Annotated in this window: 20 protein-coding genes and 1 tRNA gene; 10 read left to right on the plus strand and 11 right to left on the minus strand. The window is 55.0% G+C overall.

Annotated features, from left to right (window positions below):
• Nucleotides 1–159: 159 nt before the first annotated feature.
• The 6 genes from M9H61_RS14400 to M9H61_RS14425 form a co-directional block, all read right to left on the minus strand.
• Nucleotides 160–1,134, minus strand: a complete 975-nt coding sequence (locus M9H61_RS14400; protein ID WP_101246645.1) for a DUF2333 family protein — start codon at nucleotides 1,132–1,134, stop codon at nucleotides 160–162.
• A gap of 69 nt (nucleotides 1,135–1,203) precedes the next feature.
• On the minus strand, nucleotides 1,204–1,746 hold the full coding sequence (locus tag M9H61_RS14405; protein ID WP_114112094.1) for a L,D-transpeptidase: 543 nt from the start codon (nucleotides 1,744–1,746) through the stop codon (nucleotides 1,204–1,206).
• Complete coding sequence (locus M9H61_RS14410) at nucleotides 1,747–2,382, minus strand: O-acetyl-ADP-ribose deacetylase (RefSeq protein ID WP_250281209.1); 636 nt, start codon at nucleotides 2,380–2,382, stop codon at nucleotides 1,747–1,749.
• A gap of 54 nt (nucleotides 2,383–2,436) precedes the next feature.
• Nucleotides 2,437–2,961 (minus strand): inorganic diphosphatase, encoded by a 525-nt coding sequence (ppa, locus tag M9H61_RS14415; protein ID WP_250281211.1) that lies wholly within the window; start codon nucleotides 2,959–2,961, stop codon nucleotides 2,437–2,439.
• A gap of 164 nt (nucleotides 2,962–3,125) precedes the next feature.
• Entirely contained in the window at nucleotides 3,126–3,977 is an 852-nt protein-coding gene (locus M9H61_RS14420; RefSeq protein ID WP_250281213.1) for a glycosyltransferase family 2 protein, read from the minus strand.
• A gap of 93 nt (nucleotides 3,978–4,070) precedes the next feature.
• On the minus strand, nucleotides 4,071–5,009 hold the full coding sequence (locus M9H61_RS14425; RefSeq protein ID WP_101246641.1) for a LysR family transcriptional regulator: 939 nt from the start codon (nucleotides 5,007–5,009) through the stop codon (nucleotides 4,071–4,073).
• Nucleotides 5,010–5,521: 512 nt separating this feature from the next.
• On the opposite strand from M9H61_RS14425, the gene M9H61_RS14430 reads away from it, so the two are divergent.
• Nucleotides 5,522–6,454 (plus strand): DMT family transporter, encoded by a 933-nt coding sequence (locus M9H61_RS14430; RefSeq protein ID WP_242512678.1) that lies wholly within the window; start codon nucleotides 5,522–5,524, stop codon nucleotides 6,452–6,454.
• A gap of 19 nt (nucleotides 6,455–6,473) precedes the next feature.
• On the opposite strand, the gene M9H61_RS14435 is transcribed toward M9H61_RS14430, so the two are convergent.
• Both M9H61_RS14435 and M9H61_RS14440 read right to left on the minus strand, forming a co-directional pair.
• Nucleotides 6,474–6,824, minus strand: coding sequence for an antibiotic biosynthesis monooxygenase (locus tag M9H61_RS14435; protein WP_250281215.1), 351 nt, complete (start codon nucleotides 6,822–6,824; stop codon nucleotides 6,474–6,476).
• Nucleotides 6,821–7,150, minus strand: a complete 330-nt coding sequence (locus M9H61_RS14440) for an NIPSNAP family protein (protein ID WP_250281217.1) — start codon at nucleotides 7,148–7,150, stop codon at nucleotides 6,821–6,823. Before M9H61_RS14440 ends, M9H61_RS14435 begins: the two co-directional genes overlap by 4 nt.
• Before the next feature lie 212 nt (nucleotides 7,151–7,362).
• On the opposite strand from M9H61_RS14440, the gene M9H61_RS14445 reads away from it, so the two are divergent.
• Both M9H61_RS14445 and M9H61_RS14450 read left to right on the plus strand, forming a co-directional pair.
• Entirely contained in the window at nucleotides 7,363–8,598 is a 1,236-nt protein-coding gene (locus tag M9H61_RS14445; RefSeq protein WP_250281219.1) for a hypothetical protein, read from the plus strand.
• A gap of 110 nt (nucleotides 8,599–8,708) precedes the next feature.
• Complete coding sequence (locus tag M9H61_RS14450; protein WP_250281221.1) at nucleotides 8,709–9,389, plus strand: helix-turn-helix transcriptional regulator; 681 nt, start codon at nucleotides 8,709–8,711, stop codon at nucleotides 9,387–9,389.
• Here M9H61_RS14450 and M9H61_RS14455 read toward each other — a convergent pair.
• The 3 genes from M9H61_RS14455 to hrcA all read right to left on the minus strand — a co-directional run bounded on the left by M9H61_RS14455 (nucleotide 9,386) and on the right by hrcA (nucleotide 12,022).
• The gene (locus M9H61_RS14455; RefSeq protein ID WP_250281224.1) at nucleotides 9,386–10,132 is read right to left on the minus strand and encodes an NAD-dependent deacylase; all 747 of its coding nucleotides are present in this window, start codon (nucleotides 10,130–10,132) and stop codon (nucleotides 9,386–9,388) included. The two genes, M9H61_RS14450 and M9H61_RS14455, sit on opposite strands and share 4 nt — an antisense overlap.
• Nucleotides 10,133–10,267: 135 nt before the next feature.
• Nucleotides 10,268–10,912 carry a nucleotide exchange factor GrpE gene (grpE, locus tag M9H61_RS14460; RefSeq protein WP_101246636.1) on the minus strand — a complete coding sequence of 215 codons (645 nt, stop codon included), beginning with the start codon at nucleotides 10,910–10,912 and terminating at the stop codon, nucleotides 10,268–10,270.
• 51 nt (nucleotides 10,913–10,963) lie between these two features.
• Nucleotides 10,964–12,022 (minus strand): heat-inducible transcriptional repressor HrcA, encoded by a 1,059-nt coding sequence (gene hrcA, locus M9H61_RS14465; protein ID WP_101246635.1) that lies wholly within the window; start codon nucleotides 12,020–12,022, stop codon nucleotides 10,964–10,966.
• 302 nt (nucleotides 12,023–12,324) lie between these two features.
• On the opposite strand from hrcA, the gene rph reads away from it, so the two are divergent.
• The 7 genes from rph (at nucleotide 12,325) to lptC (ending at nucleotide 17,935) form a co-directional block, all read left to right on the plus strand.
• Nucleotides 12,325–13,041: a ribonuclease PH gene (gene rph, locus M9H61_RS14470; protein WP_228194843.1), complete on the plus strand. Its 717-nt coding sequence runs from the start codon at nucleotides 12,325–12,327 to the stop codon at nucleotides 13,039–13,041.
• A gap of 77 nt (nucleotides 13,042–13,118) precedes the next feature.
• Nucleotides 13,119–13,715, plus strand: coding sequence for an RdgB/HAM1 family non-canonical purine NTP pyrophosphatase (gene rdgB, locus M9H61_RS14475; RefSeq protein WP_101246633.1), 597 nt, complete (start codon nucleotides 13,119–13,121; stop codon nucleotides 13,713–13,715).
• 111 nt (nucleotides 13,716–13,826) lie between these two features.
• Complete coding sequence (gene hemW / locus M9H61_RS14480) at nucleotides 13,827–15,020, plus strand: radical SAM family heme chaperone HemW (protein WP_206926495.1); 1,194 nt, start codon at nucleotides 13,827–13,829, stop codon at nucleotides 15,018–15,020.
• 168 nt (nucleotides 15,021–15,188) lie between these two features.
• A tRNA-Leu gene (locus tag M9H61_RS14485) sits at nucleotides 15,189–15,275 on the plus strand.
• Between the two features lie 178 nt (nucleotides 15,276–15,453).
• On the plus strand, nucleotides 15,454–16,065 hold the full coding sequence (locus M9H61_RS14490) for a ribonuclease D (RefSeq protein WP_101246631.1): 612 nt from the start codon (nucleotides 15,454–15,456) through the stop codon (nucleotides 16,063–16,065).
• 151 nt (nucleotides 16,066–16,216) lie between these two features.
• The gene (locus tag M9H61_RS14495; RefSeq protein WP_250281225.1) at nucleotides 16,217–17,224 is read left to right on the plus strand and encodes an SIS domain-containing protein; all 1,008 of its coding nucleotides are present in this window, start codon (nucleotides 16,217–16,219) and stop codon (nucleotides 17,222–17,224) included.
• Between the two features lie 3 nt (nucleotides 17,225–17,227).
• Nucleotides 17,228–17,935: an LPS export ABC transporter periplasmic protein LptC gene (lptC, locus tag M9H61_RS14500; RefSeq protein WP_101246629.1), complete on the plus strand. Its 708-nt coding sequence runs from the start codon at nucleotides 17,228–17,230 to the stop codon at nucleotides 17,933–17,935.
• Nucleotides 17,936–17,938: the final 3 nt, after the last annotated feature.

The following is a 17,938-nucleotide window of genomic DNA, read 5'->3' on the forward strand; positions in this document are numbered from 1 at the left end:
GGCTTGTCCTCTCACTCTGATTGCCGGGGCTTATGCTGCCCGCTCGGCAATCCGCATTTCATTTGGTTAGGCCCTAAATGGGGCAAAAAACAGAAAAGATCAAGTCGCAGCGCGCAAGTCAGGTATTCCGCCCAAGCGTATATATGACGGAAATCACGATTAACGTTGCAGGATACTGCTGATCTCGCGCATCTGGGTGCGGGCACGCAGAAGATAGAAGCCCAATCCGGCCAGATGGTTGGGGAAAATGATCCCGTCTGCCGATCCGTTGACCACCACCAGCGGGTCCAGTGCGGCTGCCGATTGCAGGGACCCGATCATTTCGGCCCATGCCGGGGCAATTTGCCGTTCATTGATGATCTGCTCGAAATCGGTGCCAAGATCACGCAGGATCAGGCTATAGGCATAAAGACGCCCCTTGGTGGCATAGAACACATCGTCTGCGGTGCGATCAAACAGGGATGGATCATCGACCTTGTCATCAATCAGGGCGGATGCCGATCCAAGATCATTGGCAAAGCGGTTGAGCGTTTCCTGAAGGTTGTCGGCCCGGCGTTCAAACACTGCATTCCCGGTGGTCAGGCGCGTGTTGTAATTTTCAAGAGCACGAATGGCCTGGCGATATTGCTGTTCGGACGTCACACCGGGCAGCAACGAAACGCTTGGATCAAACACCCATTTGTCGCCGCGGAATTTCAAAAGGCCGGCCGCATCGTCAAGATCAGGGTCGACCTGGCTTGATCCGCGGGTTCGGCCGATCTGGTCGGACAGCTCGATTGAAAAACGCGACAGGGCATAGATGATGCCGGTCTGGAAGTTCGGCATATTGTCAAGCGCTGCCCCGGGCAGGAAGAAGGGATCATTTGCCGTCCAGCGGTTCTGATTGACCTCGCGATCAATCAGCCCTGCTGCGGTGCTTACGGCGTGACTGCCACCCTGATAATTGCCGACAAAGTCCGGATTGTCGTCAATACGGTGAACCAGCGCCATGCCCGCCGGATAATAGATCAGTGCAATCAGAACGATTATGCCAAAACCACGAATCCAGAATTTCCGCGATCCGAAAACGGCTTTCAGACGCGATCCGAAACCTGAAATTCCGCCTTTTTTGTACAGATAATCGTCTTCAATCATGACTTGTCCTGTGAATTGATCCGGCAATAGAACCTAGGACGTCGGTGCCCAAACGGCAAGTGCATGATTTCACTGCTCGATAGAGATATAGGTATCATATTGCGCCAGACCCAGCAGGGTTTCCAGATCCTGTTCGGCCAAGGCAATGCATCCTTCGGTGCCACTATAGTCCGGTTTGGCGATATGCATGAAGATCGCCGAACCTTTTCCCGGGACGGGCGGGCTATCATTGTGCCCAAGTACGACAACAATGTTGTAGAGCCCGTCATCACGCCACAGTTTTTCATGACTGCCCTTGAAGGGCAGCCTGACCGGACAGTTATAGGACGGATGTGCCGGATCGTCACACCAGCCATCGGAAAACGAAATGGTCGTTACAGGCAGTCTGGTTTTCGGGCACGACCTGCGATCGGCGCGATACATGACATATCGCAGTTTCCATCTTCCGGCGGGTGTCTTGCCATCACCTTCGGTTTTGCTGTCGGCATCAGTGATGCCATTGACGCCGAATGCGCACCGGAATTCCCGATCGCCGACGCGCAATTTTCCCGTTGCCGAGGCCGTAATCTCAAGCGGTTGGGGAACGGAATGTGCAGTTGCGTCGCTTTGCATTCAGCAGGTGCCTTCTTGGAACTGGTGCAGGGCATGTTCGAGATGCCCGCGCATGGAGTGTGAAAAACAACAAAGGTAAATTTGTGGCATCGCGGCGGTTTCGCCAGCCCATTCACAAATGGTTGATACGGCGATTTTGGCTGCCTGGTCTTCCGGATAGCCAAATATTCCGGTTGAAATGGCCGGAAAGGCGATCGAATGCAGACTGTGCTGCGCGGCAATAACAAGTGAATTGCGATAGCAGGCGGCAAGCAATGCTGCTTCGCCGTTTTGTCCACCGTGCCATACAGGACCGACTGTATGGATGACGTGGCGCGCCATAAGCTCAAATCCCGGTGTTATTCGGGCTTCGCCGGTCGGGCAGGGTGCAAGCGACCGACATGCGGCGGCCAGTTCCGGCCCGGCCGCAGAATGGATGGCACCACAAACCCCGCCGCCCGGCAGCAAGGCCGTATTGGCAGCGTTGACAATGGCATCGGTGTCCAGCGCGGTGATGTCACCTTCTATGATTTTTATGACGCTGGTGGTTTTTTGATCATCTTCTTTTTTGACGGGCACAGATCCACTCCCAAAATGTGTGCTGAGCCCCCGACAGTTCCATTGTCGCGTTTTTTGCAAAAAAGTCAAAAAAAACAACGCCCTGCCAAGGGCAGAGCGTTGCTTGAAAATTGATTTCGTCCGTTATGCCAGTTACTTGGCCAGACGTGCGACACCTTCTTCGACCAGGCTTGCTGCTTTTTCAGCACCTTCCCAGCCGGTGACCTTTACCCATTTGCCTTTTTCGAGGTCTTTGTAGCGCTCGAAGAAGTGCTGGATCTGGTCACGCAGGATCTGCGGCAGATCTTCATGCGACTTGATGTCGGTGTAGTACGGGTCGATCTTGTCATGGGGAACGCAGATCAGTTTTTCGTCCTGGCCGGCTTCGTCTTCCATCATCAGAACGCCGATCGGACGTGCCCGGATAACCGAACCGGCAACAACCGGCTCACGGAACATGACCATCGCATCAACCGGATCACCATCTTCGCCAAGCGTGTTGGGGATGAAGCCGTAATTGACCGGATAATACATCGAGGTATGCAGGAAACGGTCAACAAAGACAGCACCGGAGTCTTTGTCTACTTCGTACTTTATCGGTCCGCCCTGCGGAATTTCGATGACGACATTTACGTCCCACGGAACATCTTTGCCGACGGCAATCTTGCTGAGATCCATCTGGGAAAATCCCTTTCGCTTCTATAAAGGCATGCCCCGGCATGCCGGGACGGCTGTAATCGGCTTCGAAGATGCGAAAACGCACCCGAAGGAGAATGATGCCGCCCTTTTATCGCGAATTGTCGCCGCTTCCAAGGGGGTGCACATGCATCCTTGGTCGAAAATCACGCCGACACAGGTATTATCGCAATTTGTTCGGGACGTTGGCTTGGCAAAGTTCGATTTGGCTGTTCATTGAGTAGTTGCAGGAAGCGTTGGTGGTTCGCGTCACTTTGTGGGTTGGGAGAACCGGTCAAGCGAGGATGGTACAGGTGTAAAACAGGCGAACAATATTCAACATTCTTTCGCTTCAGGCCCGTCCGAAGCAGTCGCAGCACAAAGTCTGAATCTTCGAAACCGTGACCTTCATATGCTTCGTCAAAGCCATGAATACGGTCGATATCCGCTTTGAACACGGCAAGATTGCATGTCTGGGCCTTGCGCCAGCAGTTTTCATGTTCCCAAAGCCAGGGGCCCTTATGCGGCAGACGGATAAACTGGAACGGGCGGTTGCAGAAACCAAAAAGCGAAACGCCAAACAGGGCTGCGCGGGGCCATTTGTGGAAGGCCCATTTGCGCTTCAAAAGCATATTGGTCAGGCGTTCCTTGATGAATACGCGTTTGCCCGACACAAAACATCCGCCTTCTGCCGCTTTGCGGTGGCGGCTGACGAAGTCGGGCATGACACAGCAATCGCCGTCAATGAAGACAACAAGATCGCCTTTGGCCATCGCAATTGCCCCGTTTCGTGCCTTTGCGACCCGAAAGCCGCTATCTTCATGCCAGTAATGTTTCACCGGAACAGGGCAGGTGGCTGCGAAATTTTCAATGACACGCGTCGTCGCACCGGCAGATCCGTCATCGGCAATGATGATTTCGAAATTGCGGTCCTTCTGATCGGCGAGCGAGTTGAGCACCAGTGACAGTGCTTCCGGCCAGTTATAGGTCGTGACAACGACCGACACCAAAGATGTCATCTTCCCCAAATTACCCCGTCTTTTTCGCAGCATTGCCCGCTATTGTTAACCGAGCCTACCCTTACGAATCCTTAAGGGCAATTGACAATTCGCTTACATGAATTTCTTGCGTGCGAGTGATGCGGTTTTCGGATTGATCAGTTCGCGGATCCAGTTGGCGGCTTCGATCACGACCGGGTCCTTCTGACGCGCCGGGCGGATCAGAAGGCGGTACCACCAATGCGAAATGAAATCCGGGAAATTCAGCGGTACCAGTTCACCACGTTCGACATAGTTGCGGGCAACAACGTCGGTGCTGGCAACGATCCCCTGACCGGCACGTGCCGCTTCGAGTGCCCAGATATGATGGCTGAAGGTCCAGCAATCAGCGAGGGAGAACTTGCCAGCCTTGAACCATTGCTCGATCTGGGAAAACTGTTCACTGTCACTGTCGATCAGCAAGATATCCCGCGGGCCGAGCTCGGCAACATTGATGTTGCGGGCATCAAAGCCGCGTTTTGCCAGCCATTCGGGGGCGGCAAAGGCGGTATAGACTTCGGGAGTCAGAAGTTCAGTTACCCAATCTTCCGGACCGGGCAGGTCCTTGGGGGCGATTTGCAGGGCAAGATCAATTTCAAGCGGATCAAGCCCGTCATCAAATTCGATCTTGCGGAACTGGACAGGAATATCACCCGGCAGCCGGTCACGCAGGTTATCAAGTTCATAAAGCAACACGGTCAGAGCCGGTGTTGCAAGCGCACCAATACGGATCGCCTTGCCCTTGTCGGGACCGACTTCGCCGGTGATGTCGGCAATGCCGTCCAGGGCCTCGGTCAGGCGCGGCAACAAAAGTTCGGCCGATTTGGTCGGGCTTAGTCCGCGGCCTTTGCGGGTGAACAGGACAACACCAAGATTTTCCTCAAGCTGGCGCAACTGATGGCTGATGGCACTTTGTGTGACATGCAGTTCTTCGGCCGCACCCTTGACGCTCTGATGGCGGGCGGTGGCTTCAAAGGCGACAAGTGCGCGTAAAGGGGGCAGTTTCCGGCGCATTTTGTATTTCCATACCAGCTGTTTCCTTCGTCATACCTGTCTATCAGGAGTGATCGGAAAATGGGGCAAAAAAAACTCAACAATGGCTGAAAACTCTTCATTCGTATTTTTCCAAACAAGCGGGCAATATCATCGGCATAAAGGGTTTCCGGCCGTAGATTTTCCGATGTCTCCTTGCGCCACCTCGTAAGCCAGTCTCCCTGACTGCCGGAAACCCCCAAACAACTTCAGAACATGGAAACGATCATGACCGGACGCTGATGCGGCAAGAGCATCAAGTCCAACCCGTTTTGCCCAAAGCAACCAGATGTTCCGCAATAAGGTGGTCGCAGAGTTTGGCGGCGCAAAGGGCACGGTCGTTGACGTTGCGGAAAGAACGGGTGCCCGGCCCGAAGGGTTGGGTGCGGACGTTTTTCACAGCGTCACATTACGTGAACGATGCCCCGCATCGCCCCAGCGCAGCGTTCCTTGCCAGACAACGCGCCAATGACAAACAAAATGGATTGGATTTGATGTTGAGTGCTCTAAGCGGAAATGTCCGCGGCGTTTTATGGATGACGGCTGCAATGGCATCGGGCGTTTTTGTCGATGTCTGTGCCAAGCTGGTATCCCATGACGTTCCGACGGCTCAAATCCTTGCCATGCGGGCAATAACGACGGTTGCGGTGTTCCTGATCATCCTGATGTTTGTCGGTACCCGTTCAATCCGCACTCGCCGTCCGGTGGCCCATATTGCGCGTGGTGTTTTGTGGTACGGGTCGCTGTTTTTCGTGTTCTTTGCGCTTCGTCAGATGAGCATCGCCGAGGTCAATGCCTATTTGTTTATCGAGGCATTGCTGACCGTGTTGCTGGCGGTTGTGATCCTTGGTGAAAAGCTGACAGCACGCAAAATGATCGCAACCGTTCTGGGTTTGATCGGGGTTTGGGTGATGTGTGCGCCACGCATGGACGGGTTCGGTGTGCCGCTTGGTGTGGCTGCTGCCCTGATCGGTGCCTTCTGTTTTTCGGCGCAAACCCTGTTTGCCAAGGTGATGACGCGCACCGAGACCAATTTTTCCATGCTGTTCTGGCCGCAAATCATTGCAGTCGTGATCTGGGTGCCGATTGCCCTGATCTCCTGGCAGCCTGCGTCATTTGCCGATTGGGCCTATTCGGCGGGGGCAGGGTTCTTTGCCATGATGACGAACTATATGGTTTTGCGTGCCGTACGGGTTGCAGATGCCAGTGTCGTGTCACCAGCAGCCTATACCGCCCTGCCATTTTCAGTCGCGATGGACCTGATTTTCTTTGATATGTTGCCGGTGCCGGTCATTTTCATCGGGGCGGGAATTGTTATTCTTGCGGTGATGCTTCTGGATTACAAAGGTGGTGCGAAGCCGCAGCAGGCAACAGATACCGAGGAGATCGGGGATGATGAAACATCCCCGAAACCGGCAGAAGCATGATTGATCCACACATGCCGATCTAGTCGCGGTCATGGCGTGATCGGGAATCGTCGGGTGCCTGATGGCGTTCAAACATGCCATAATCCCGTATAACACCGGCAACCCGCAAACGGTAATCTTTAAAAATTCCGGTTCGGCCTTGGGTCTGCGCAGAACGGTGTTCCGCCAGATTGCGCCAGGCTTTCACGGCATCCTCGTCACGCCAGAATGATAGTGACAGGATTTTCCCCGGTGTGCTCAGACTTTGAAACCGTTCGATCGAAATGAAGCCATCCATGGTTTCAAGCACCGGTTTGAGATCCCCCGCAATGGCAAGATAATCGTCATAGCGCGCCGTGTGAGGTGTGACTTCGAAAATGACCGCGATCATGGTTTGATCAGCTCCGCATGCGGGGTGGACGCCAGTTTGAGAAACTGGCGTTCTTCGCGCAGGATGAATTTTTCACGTTTGGAAAACGCGTAGTTTTCCCGGCCCAGCGGATCGTCCTTTAACCGGGCGCGATAGGCTTCATAAGATGCCAGATCGGGCAAATGATAGATACCATAGGCGGTCGATACCGATCCTTCATGCGGGGCGAAATACCCGACAAGATCGGCCCCGCAACGCGGAATGGCCTGCCCCCAGTTTCGGGCATACTGGATGAAGGCATCCTTTTTATAGGGATCGATTTCATAGCGGATGAAGCAGGTGATCATGGCGGTCTTCCTTATGTAAATGGTGACGAAACCGGTGAAGGTCCCGGTATTTGTCGGAGATAGCGCAAATGATCGTCCTGTTGCTTCGATACGGATCGAACTATGGGCAATTACAAGAAGCGACAGCAAAGAACGTGACGGGGCATGGACAGGTGTGAAAAAGGACGCTATTAAATGTTACGTTATAACATAACATTTAATAGGAGCGTTCGTTGTTCAAACATTTGGTTCAGGCCGCGATCATAAGTGGTGCGGTTCTGATGCCGGTCTTGGGTATCTCTGTTGCCCGGGCCGATGATGAAACCAAACAGGCATGGCGTCTTTTTGTTACCGACCAGCAAGAGGGCGGGGTAACGGTCCTTGATCTGGAACAGAAATCGGTGATCGACCGGTTTGCCACCACGGGCTATGTCACGCATCTTGTCCCAAGCCAAAGCGGCAGAACCCTGGCCGCTGTTCAGATGGATCATGATGTCGTCCACATGATCGATAGCGGTATTGAGTTGTCCTCGCACGGGGATCACAGCGACCTTGAAATCCATGATCCGGCATTGCTGCCCATAACCATTGCGGGCAAACGCCCGGTCCACGCCGTGCCCGATCATGGCGCATTCTATATATTCTTTGATGGTGAGGGTGCGGCAAAGGTCTTTGATGAGGGAGATCTGATTGCCGGAAAATCCGTGCATAAAACAGTTGTAGGCAGTGCGCCCCATCACGGTGTTGTTGTGCCAACGTGGAACTATCATCTGATCTCCGAGCCAAATCTTGCTGTTGAAACCAAGCCGGGCAGTCTGCCGCCGCGGCTGGGCCTTAAGGTTCTTGATCAGGATGGAAAACAGATTGGTCCTGTTCATACCTGCACCGGCCTGCATGGCGAAGCATCGTCTGCCGGTGTGACGGCCTTTGGCTGCGAGGAAGGGGTGATCATCGCCTATCAGAATGGTGATGATGCGCCGGCAGTTGAAATTCTGCCCTATGGCAAGGACATGTCGGAAGGTCGTGTAGGGCATCTGACCGGTGGCAAGGCGATGCAGTTCTTCCTTGGCGATTACGGTTCCGACAAGCTGGTCTTTATTGATCGCACCGAACAGAACCCGTTTCATCTGATTAACTTGCCGGTCCGATACGTGCACTTCATCCTTGATCCGGCACGCGTGACCATTGCCTATGTCTTCACCGAGGATGGCTATCTTCATGCGGTGGATTTGCTGGATGGCAAGATTGTCCGGTCTGCCCAAATCACCAAACCCTATAGCAAGGATGGCCACTGGCGTGATCCGCGTCCGCGCATTGCTGTTGCCGGTGACGTGATTAGCGTGACCGACCCGCGCGAACATCTTGTCCGACTCGTTGATGCCGAGACTTTTGCAAGCAAAGGTGAAATCCCGGTCGACGGGCTGCCATTCAATATTGTTGCGTTGGGTGGTTCGGGCCTGTCCCACTGATCAGCGACAAGAACCAATTCCAGTGATTAAGGCAAAGGCGGACAGGTATCTGTCCGCCTTTCGCTTTGCTGGTTGTTGTTTGGTGATCACATTTCGATTACTATCGAAGGATGAAAGAAGGACCCGATATTGCCCGTGTGGCCGCATTGCTTGGTGATCCGGCGCGCGCAAATATGCTGACCGCGCTTATGGGCGGTCGGGCATTGACGGCCGCCGAACTGGCGCAGGAAGCCGGTGTTACCCCGCAAACCGCAAGTTCCCATCTGGCGAAACTAGAAGCCGGGCAGATTGTTGTACCGCGCAAACAGGGGCGACATCGTTATTTCACGTTGTCGGGTCCCGATATTGTCGAAGCGCTTGAGGTCCTGATGGGGATTGCGAACCGGGTTGGACATAACCGGGTGCGGACCGGGCCGAAGGACCCGGAACTGCGCAAGGCACGCGTTTGCTATGACCATCTGGCGGGGGACATGGGGGTTGCCCTGTTTGACGGATTGATCAAAGGAAAGCTGATCGAAAATACCGTAAATGGCGTGGGGCTGACCGATGCCGGCGTGGCATTTGCTGACAAATTCGGCATTGATCTTGAAGCCTTGCGTCGCAAACGCCGTCCGCTTTGCCGGGAATGTCTGGATTGGAGTGCACGGCAATCGCATTTGGCCGGTTCATTTGGGGCGGCAATGTTGGACCGATTTTACGAGCTGGGTTGGGCCAGGCGGGTTGCGGAGTCGCGCATTGTGCAGTTTGAACGCGATGGCGAACGCCAGTTCCGTGATCTTGTGAATTTCTAATCGCCGAGCAAGCGTGCGACAAAGGCTGGCACCAGATCGGTCGCCGACCCATACGCACTGTGTTCAAACAGCGTCGCGCCCGAACTTGGTTCAAGATTGAGCTCGACCGTTTCCGCCCCGGCTTCTTCATGGGCGACTTGAACAAATCCGGCAGCCGGATAGACATTTCCCGATGTCCCGATCGAGATAAAAAGCCCGCATTCGCCCAAGGCGGCGTATATGCGTTCCATCTCAAGGGGCATTTCGCCAAACCACACGACATGCGGACGAAGCCCGCCAGCCTTGCCACAGGACGGGCAAGGGGTTTCCTTGGCAAGATCATCAGACCAGTGGGCAAGAAGATCACAATGGTTGCAGCGGATTTTCAAAAGCTCGCCATGCATATGGATCAGGTTTTTCGATCCGGCCCGGTCATGAAGATCGTCGATATTCTGCGTCACCAGCAGCACAGGCCCCGGCCACTCGGCCTCAAGCCGGGCAAGGGCAATGTGGGCGGCATTGGGTTGAACCGCGGGATCAAGCAGTCCGGATCGGCGGTCATTATAGAAATAATGCACCAGATCAGGGTTGTTAACGAAGGCCTCGGGTGTTGCGACTTCGGAAATGTCGTATTTCGCCCAGATACCGTCAGGATCGCGAAATGTATGCAGGCCGCTTTCCTTGGAAATGCCCGCACCGGTCAGAATGACAATCGGGGCGGCTTCGTCACGCAGGATTTCAATCAGATCGGGGCGGAGCGGCATCTTAGTGATCCTTGATTGGCAGGGAACTTTTGCCCGACAGCCTAATGCAAACAAAACACCCCCGCCAAGTATGTCTGGCAGGGGTGGTTGCTAAACCCGATCCGCTAAAACCGGTTTATCTGAATATTGTGGCGATCAGGCCGAAGTATCGACATTGCTGCCCGGGCCGTCTTCCTTGGCCGGGGCTTCGCCGGCCGGATTTTTGGTCACACCGACCATTGCCGGGCGCAGCAAGCGGCCCTTAAGCACGTAACCGGCCTGCATGACCTGTGCGACATGACCGTCCGGATATTCCGGGTTCGGCATTTCAAACACGGCCTGATGTTTGTTCGGATCAAGCTTTTCACCAAGTGGTTCAAGCTTTTCGATGCCGTTCTGTTCCATCGCCTTGAGCAGCGCCTTTTCGGTCATCTCGACACCGTCAACCAGCGTTTTCATCGCCGGGTCAGCATCAGAGGTATCACCGGCTGCTTCGAGTGCACGGCGCAGGTTGTCGCCCACATCCAGAAGGTCACGGGCAAATTTCGTGATGGCGTAGTTGCCGGCATCCTCGACGTCTTTTTTTGCACGACGGCGGGTATTTTCCACCTCGGCGGCCTGACGCAACAGACGGTCTTTCAGTTCTGCGACTTCGGCTTCGAGGGCTGCGACCGGATCTTCGATAACAACTTCTTCGCTTTCTGCCTCGGTCGCCTCTGCTGCGACGTCTTCAGCTGCGGTTTCCTCTGCGGCATTCACATCCTGCAGATCTTCCGGATTGTTTTTTGCGGTTTCCGACATGGCTAACCTTACTACTTTCACGTTGTGCGGCCTGACACGCAGCGCCGCGATTTATCCAATCAGTCGACCGACCAGCTTGGCGGTATAATCGACCAGCGGAATGATCCGGGCATAATTGATCCGGGTCGGTCCGACAACCCCGATTGCGCCCACAATGCTGCCTTCTGCATTCTGATAGGGCGAAATCACCATCGACAGACCCGATCCGCCAAACAGTTTATTTTCTGACCCGATGAAAATCTGAACGCCCTGGGCATCCGTCGTCACATCGAGCAATTCAATCATCTGATCACGGGCCTCAAGCACGTTAAACAAGCGGCGAACGGTCTCAAGCTGTTCTATCGTATCGATATTTTCAAGCAGCTGGGACTGTCCCTTAACGATCAGAGACGATCCCTTGACCCCGCCGGCCCATGTCGCAAGGCCCGCATCAATCAGATTGGCTGAAAGATCATCAAGCTCCTGCTTGAGCTGATCACGTTCCTTTGTGATCAGTACTCTTGCATCATCAAGTGTCTTTCCAGCCAACCGGGTATTTAGATAATTCGCCGCCTCTGTCAATGCCGAGGCGGGCAAATCGACCGGTACATCCAGGATTCGGTTTTCAACCGTGCCGTTCTGCGACACCAGAACCGCAAGCACTTTTCCGGGTGAAAGCGCAACAAATTCAATCTGTTTAAGGCGGATGCCGTCGGTTTTCGGTGCAACCACCAGGCCTGCGCAGCGCGACAGGCCGGAAAGCATTGTGGTGGCCTCGCCCAGCATCTGATCAAGCGAATAGCCCGCCTGTTCGCAATTCTTGGTCAACTGGTCGCGTTCGGCATTGGGAAGATCGCCGACTTCCATCAGGGCATTCACAAACAGCCGCAAACCCTTTTCACTGGGAAGGCGGCCGGCTGAAACATGCGGTGCAACCAGAAGACCCATGTCTTCAAGATCGGACATGACGTTGCGAATGGTTGCAGCCGAAAGATTTTCGGACATGCGCCGGGCAATGGACCGCGACCCGATCGGTTCGCCGGTTTCGACATAGGCATCGACAATCTGGCGGAACACTTCACGTGACCGCGCATTCATATCGCCCAGCAATGTATCGTCAAAATGCGCCATTTGTTCTGTGCCAACCGGTTCAGACAAAGCTGTCTCAATGCTTTTGAGAATTTAGTCAGGCAAGGCGATGGCGTCAATCACACCGCGGGGCCGCACATGGTGAAAGCTGCATTGCTTCAAGCCCTTGGTTTGAAAACGTTGTTTGCCGACCGGGGTATTGATGTGCGAATCGGACGCAATTTTGACGGGGAAACTGCTGGACCTTTGGCGGGTGGCGCCGTACTTTGGGCCAAATTTTCAGACAGTTCGCCTTTGTTGCTTTGTCACAAGGGCCTGACCTTACAAACAAGAGGTTCCCACTCATGCGCCCATCCGGCCGTACCCCCGATCAGCTTCGTGACGTAACCATTGAAACCGGTGTTTCGAAATATGCCGAAGGGTCCTGCCTGATCAAATTCGGCGACACCCACGTTATTTGTACCGCCACGGTCGAAGACAAGGTGCCTGGCTGGATGCGCAATTCCGGCAAAGGCTGGATAACCGCAGAATACGGCATGCTGCCGCGTGCCACCGATTCGCGTATGCAGCGTGAAGCTGCGCGTGGCGGCCAATCGGGCCGTACCCAGGAAATTCAGCGCCTGATCGGTCGTTCGATCCGTGCGGTGGCCGATATGAAAGCCATGGGCGAAATGCAGATGCGTCTGGATTGTGATGTCATCCAGGCAGATGGCGGTACCCGTACCGCATCGATCACCGGTGCCTATGTCGCGGCCCATCTGGCATTTCAGGGCGTGCGCCGCCTTGGCCTGATCAAGGAAATCCCGCTGACCCAGCCGGTTGCCGCCATTTCATGCGGTATTTATGAAGGCGAGGCCGTGCTTGATCTGGATTATGCTGAAGACAGCAATGCGGGTGCTGATGCCAACTTTGTGCTGGCGGGCAATGGTGGCATCGTCGAGGTGCAGGCAACTGCCGAAGACGTACCGTTTGATCGCGAGTCTTATGACAAGATGTTCGCGCTGGCCGAAAAAGGCTGCAAAGAGCTGTTTGCCAAACAGCGCGAGGCCCTTGGCCTTTAATTTGAAAATGAAATTTGCGGCAGGCATCCCACCTGCCGCTTTTCGTATCTGACCCTTATTGTATCTCAGGCAGAAAAATGGCGCGTCGTTTTACGGAAAAGAAACTGGTGATTGCCAGCCATAACAAAGGCAAGATCAAGGAAATTGGCGAATTGCTGGCCCCGTTCGGGATCGAGGTATTTTCAGCCGGCGAACTTGATTTGCCAGAGCCCGAAGAAACCGAAAAGACCTTTATCGGCAATGCGCAGCTGAAATCGATGGCCGCGGCAAAGGGGGCCAATCTTCCGGCACTGGCCGATGACAGCGGCCTTGCGGTTTCCGCCCTTGATGGTGCACCGGGGATATATTCGGCGCGCTGGGCCGGTCCGGACAAGGATTTCGACATGGCAATGGAAAAGGTCCAGAACGGGATCGGCAACCATCCGGATCGCCGGGCGTCCTTTATCTGTGCGTTGTCATTGGCCTGGCCCGATGGGCATGTCGAGAATTTCGAAGGCAAGATCGATGGCGAAATCGTCTGGCCGAAGCGCGGTCGTCACGGATTTGGCTATGACCCGATCTTCCAGCCCAAGGGATATGACGAAACCTTTGGCGAAATGGACCCGGCCAAAAAGCATGAAATGAGCCACCGTGCCGATGCCTTTGCCCAACTGGTCAAGGCCTGCTTCGAATAAGCCTTTCAAAGATCCAAAGCCTGCATTGAACATATGCACGCATCGCTGATGTCATGATCGGCGGTGCGTGTTAGTTTATGGCCCTGCTTCCCGCATTTAAAAGAGTTCCGCGTGTCCGCACCCCTTGTCGAAACCGTGCCGTTTGGCATCTATATCCACTGGCCGTTCTGTCTGTCGAAATGCCCCTATTGCGATTTCAACAGCCATGTGGCGAACAGTGTTGATCATGCCCGTTGGCGCAAGGCGCTGCGCGCAGAGCTTGCTGCGGGTGCCGCACGTCATCCGGGACGCGTTGTCGGGTCGGTTTTCTTTGGCGGTGGTACGCCGTCGCTGATGGATCCGGAAACCGCGGGCGCGTTGATTGCCGATATCAAGACCTTCTGGCAGGTCACGGACGATCTTGAAATCACGCTGGAAGCCAATCCGGGCACGGTCGAAATTGACCGTTTTTCGGCCTTTGCGGCGAATGGCATCAACCGGGTATCGATCGGTATCCAGGCGCTCAATGACCGTGACCTTAAATTCCTGGGGCGTGTGCATTCCGCCAAGGAGGCGCTGCGCGCCCTTGATGTGGCAACCACGGTGTTTGATCGCTTTTCATTCGATCTGATCTATGCCCGTCCGGAACATGATCCCAAGGCCTGGCGTCAGGAGCTGCGCGAAGGGCTTGATATCGCCAATGGTCATATCTCGCTTTATCAGCTGACCATCGAGCCCGGCACGCAATTCTATACCCTGCATCAGCGCGGCGAACTGGTGGTGCCCGACGAAGACCTTGCCACCGAACTTTACGAAATCACCCAGGAAGAAACCGAAGCGGCCGGTTATCGCTGTTATGAGGTTTCCAACCATGCCAAGCCCGGTCAGGAAAGCCGCCATAACCTCGTTTACTGGCGCTATGGCGATTATCTGGGCATTGGCCCGGGTGCACATGGCCGCGAAGCGGTGATTCAACCCGATGGCAGCACCATCCCGATGGCGGTGCGCCGCCACCGTGCGCCGGAAATCTGGCTGGATCGGGTGGAAAAGCATGGCCATGGCACGCAGGAAGAAACCGTGCTGGATGCGGATGAGCGCCTGCTTGAAATGGTGATGATGGGCCTGCGGCTTAATGAAACCATTCCGGTATCGCGGTTTGATCGGATCATTGGCAAGGCACCACGTGATGTGCTGGATTCGGAACGGCTCGAAACCCTGATCGCGTCGGGTGATCTGATCTGTGATTCTGCGGGGCTTCGGGCTACCCAGCAGGGCAGAAACCGGCTGAATGGGGTTCTGGGCTATTTGTTCGACCATTCGGCGTGATGCGAAAATCCGCGAAAACCAAGGAAAATCCGTGTGTTTTCGGCCCAACGCGGCTTTGCGCGATTTAGTTTCACCAAACCATCAAAAAGTTGGTTGACACTTTAAGCTGACCGCGTATATTCCGCCCCGTTCCGGCGGACACCGCCCGAACAAACCAGATGCCCCTATGCCCAGGTGGCGGAATTGGTAGACGCGCTGGCTTCAGGTGCCAGTGGCCATTAGGTCGTGGAAGTTCGAGTCTTCTCCTGGGCACCATACCCCAGCACATTTCTGATGTGCTGGGGTATTGTCGTTTTGGGCCGAATTTGCGCTGTTCGGGCTCAGAAAACGCGGGGAAATGCGTGAAAAACCCCACAAATGGCATGACTTTTGCGATGCCACACGCGGTTCGCTGTGTTAAGAACAGGCAAATTCTGACATTTGGAGAACCGCGATGACCAATTTCCTCCATCTCGGAGATCTGCCGGACGATCTTGACCTTGGCAAGGTGGTGGCGATCGACAGCGAAACCATGGGCCTGAACCCGCACCGCGACCGTCTGTGTGTCGTGCAGCTTTCAAGCGGGGATGGCAATGCCCATCTGGTCAAGTTCGATGGAGAAGATTACAGCGCCCCGAACCTGAAAAAACTGCTGGCCGATCCGTCGGTCCTGAAACTGTTTCATTTCGGGCGTTTCGACATTGCGGTCATGGACAAATATCTCGGTGTGCGGTGCGCGCCGGTCTATTGCACCAAAATCGCCTCCAAACTGATCCGTACCTATACCGACCGCCATGGTCTGAAAGACCTTTTGCGCGAACTGGTCGGGGTCGAGATTTCCAAGCAGCAGCAAAGTTCCGACTGGGGGGCCGCCGAGCTTACCAAGGAACAGATCGATTATGCGGCGTCCGATGTGCTGTATCTGCACAAGGCCAAGGAAGAGCTTGATCGTCGTCTGGCCCGTGAAGGCCGTACCGAGCTGGCCCAGGCCTGTTTTGACTTCCTGCCGACCCGTGCGACGCTTGATCTGTCGGGTTGGGAAGAAACCGATATTTTTGCCCATTAATCATTGCGGTTAACCGCCTGTGAAGAATGGCGGTGTATGGGGTTCAATAAAATTGACCCCTACACCTGTCAGGTTCATAGTTTCGGCTCATTGGTCTTGCATAAGGGGCCTTGTGCCTTATCTCCGGGCAGGAAACGCAAACAAGAAACAGATGACAGTGACCTCTATCGCTCCCACCTCAAAAAATGCTCCCGCACCGGCGTCTGATGCCGATCTTGCGATTGCGCGCCGGGTACTTGATATCGAAGCCACGGCGCTGCGCGAACTTGCAGACTCGCTCAATGGTGATTTCTGCAAGGCGATTGACCTGATCGAAGGCCTCAAGGGCCGTCTGGTGATTACCGGCATGGGCAAAAGCGGTCATATTGCCAAGAAAATCGCGGCAACCTTTGCCTCGACCGGCACACCATCCTTCTTTGTCCATCCGGCTGAAGCCAGCCACGGCGATCTTGGCATGATTGGCAAGGATGATGCGGTTCTGGCTCTGTCCAATTCCGGTGAAACCCCGGAACTGTCCGACATCATCGCCTTTACCCGGCGCTTTAAAGTGCCGCTGATCGGCATGACCCGTAAACCGGAAAGCTCGCTTGCCAAGCAGTCGGACTGTCCGCTGGTTTTGCCGGCAAGTCCGGAAGCCTGCCCGAACAAGCAGGCCCCGACCACCTCGACCACGGCGATGCTGGCCCTTGCCGATGCGCTGGCGGTGACGTTGATGGAACGCCGCGGCTTTAGCGCCGATGATTTCCGTACTTTCCATCCCGGCGGCAAGCTGGGGCAGCGTTTGCTGCATGTTCACGACGTCATGCATGATGCAGACAGCCTGCCGCTGATTGCGCGCGACGCGCTGATGTCAGAAGCCCTTGTAACCATGACCAGCCATTCCTTTGGCTGTGTCGGGGTGCTTGGCGATGATGGCGCGCTGATCGGGATTGTGACCGATGGCGATTTGCGCCGTCATATGGCTGACAATCTGGTGGCGATGAAGGTTGGCGATGTCATGACGGCCGGGCCCAAGGTGACCCATGCCGATGCGCTGGCGGTCGAGGCCCTGGCAATCATGAATGATCGCAGCATCACCGCCTTGTTCGTTCTGGATGAAAACAAAGTGCCGGTGGGGCTTGTCCATATCCATGATCTTCTGCGTTCGGGAGTGGCATAAGCAATGAGTATCGAAGGCACGCCAAAGGTCGCATCGCAAAGGGCCGAAGGCCTTTCGCGCGACCGGCTGCCTTCCGGTCGCCGCGAGGTGCGCATCAATCCGTTGCGACGGATGATTGTCACCATGCTGAAATTCGTTCTGCCGATGATTGCGCTGGCGCTGATGGCGCTTGTGGTGCTGTGGCCGCAGATCGAACAGGTTCAGGATAGCGGCTTCCGCCTTGGGTTTTCGACATCTCCCGAAGATCTGATGGAAAATGTTGCCATGAGCAACCCGCGTTTCTTTGGTGTGGATGGCAAAAAGCAGCCCTTTACCGTGACCGCACGCGAAGCCATCGAAACCCCGGAAACCCAGGAACGCAACGAACATATCTATCTGGATGCGCCGCAGGCTGACATCACCCTGCAAGACGGATCCTGGATCGCGCTTACCGCCAATGAGGGGTTCTATACCGAAGAAAACGGGATGCTCGATCTTGTTGGTACGGTCAATATGTATCACGATAACGGCTTTGAAATTCACACCGAAGAAGCTGAAATCGCTATGAATTCCGGTTCGGCAAGCGGGACGGTGCCGGTCGATGGCCAGGGGCCGTTCGGCACGATCAAATCCGATTCCGGGTTTGAACTGGAAAACAAAGGGGCGGTGATCCGGTTTCTCGGGAAGTCCAAACTGGTGATTTTCGATAGCGCATTGAAAGGGAAGTCATGATCG

The organism is Thalassospira sp. GO-4, from assembly GCF_023588965.1.
Lineage (GTDB): Bacteria > Pseudomonadota > Alphaproteobacteria > Rhodospirillales > Thalassospiraceae > Thalassospira > Thalassospira povalilytica.

What these genes read in the sequence shown, in the direction of transcription:
- M9H61_RS14400 (WP_101246645.1), bottom strand. Translation starts at nt 1,134, where the DNA reads ATGATTGAAGACGATTATCTGTACAAAAAAGGCGGAATTTCAGGTTTC.
- M9H61_RS14405 (WP_114112094.1), bottom strand. Translation starts at nt 1,746, where the DNA reads ATGCAAAGCGACGCAACTGCACATTCCGTTCCCCAACCGCTTGAGATT.
- ppa (WP_250281211.1), bottom strand. Translation starts at nt 2,961, where the DNA reads ATGGATCTCAGCAAGATTGCCGTCGGCAAAGATGTTCCGTGGGACGTA.
- M9H61_RS14420 (WP_250281213.1), bottom strand. Translation starts at nt 3,977, where the DNA reads ATGACATCTTTGGTGTCGGTCGTTGTCACGACCTATAACTGGCCGGAA.
- M9H61_RS14425 (WP_101246641.1), bottom strand. Translation starts at nt 5,009, where the DNA reads ATGCGCCGGAAACTGCCCCCTTTACGCGCACTTGTCGCCTTTGAAGCC.
- M9H61_RS14430 (WP_242512678.1), top strand. Translation starts at nt 5,522, where the DNA reads ATGTTGAGTGCTCTAAGCGGAAATGTCCGCGGCGTTTTATGGATGACG.
- M9H61_RS14435 (WP_250281215.1), bottom strand. Translation starts at nt 6,824, where the DNA reads ATGATCGCGGTCATTTTCGAAGTCACACCTCACACGGCGCGCTATGAC.
- M9H61_RS14440 (WP_250281217.1), bottom strand. Translation starts at nt 7,150, where the DNA reads ATGATCACCTGCTTCATCCGCTATGAAATCGATCCCTATAAAAAGGAT.
- M9H61_RS14450 (WP_250281221.1), top strand. Translation starts at nt 8,709, where the DNA reads ATGAAAGAAGGACCCGATATTGCCCGTGTGGCCGCATTGCTTGGTGAT.
- M9H61_RS14455 (WP_250281224.1), bottom strand. Translation starts at nt 10,132, where the DNA reads ATGCCGCTCCGCCCCGATCTGATTGAAATCCTGCGTGACGAAGCCGCC.
- grpE (WP_101246636.1), bottom strand. Translation starts at nt 10,912, where the DNA reads ATGTCGGAAACCGCAAAAAACAATCCGGAAGATCTGCAGGATGTGAAT.
- hrcA (WP_101246635.1), bottom strand. Translation starts at nt 12,022, where the DNA reads ATGGCGCATTTTGACGATACATTGCTGGGCGATATGAATGCGCGGTCA.
- rph (WP_228194843.1), top strand. Translation starts at nt 12,325, where the DNA reads ATGCGCCCATCCGGCCGTACCCCCGATCAGCTTCGTGACGTAACCATT.
- rdgB (WP_101246633.1), top strand. Translation starts at nt 13,119, where the DNA reads ATGGCGCGTCGTTTTACGGAAAAGAAACTGGTGATTGCCAGCCATAAC.
- M9H61_RS14490 (WP_101246631.1), top strand. Translation starts at nt 15,454, where the DNA reads ATGACCAATTTCCTCCATCTCGGAGATCTGCCGGACGATCTTGACCTT.
- M9H61_RS14495 (WP_250281225.1), top strand. Translation starts at nt 16,217, where the DNA reads ATGACAGTGACCTCTATCGCTCCCACCTCAAAAAATGCTCCCGCACCG.
- lptC (WP_101246629.1), top strand. Translation starts at nt 17,228, where the DNA reads ATGAGTATCGAAGGCACGCCAAAGGTCGCATCGCAAAGGGCCGAAGGC.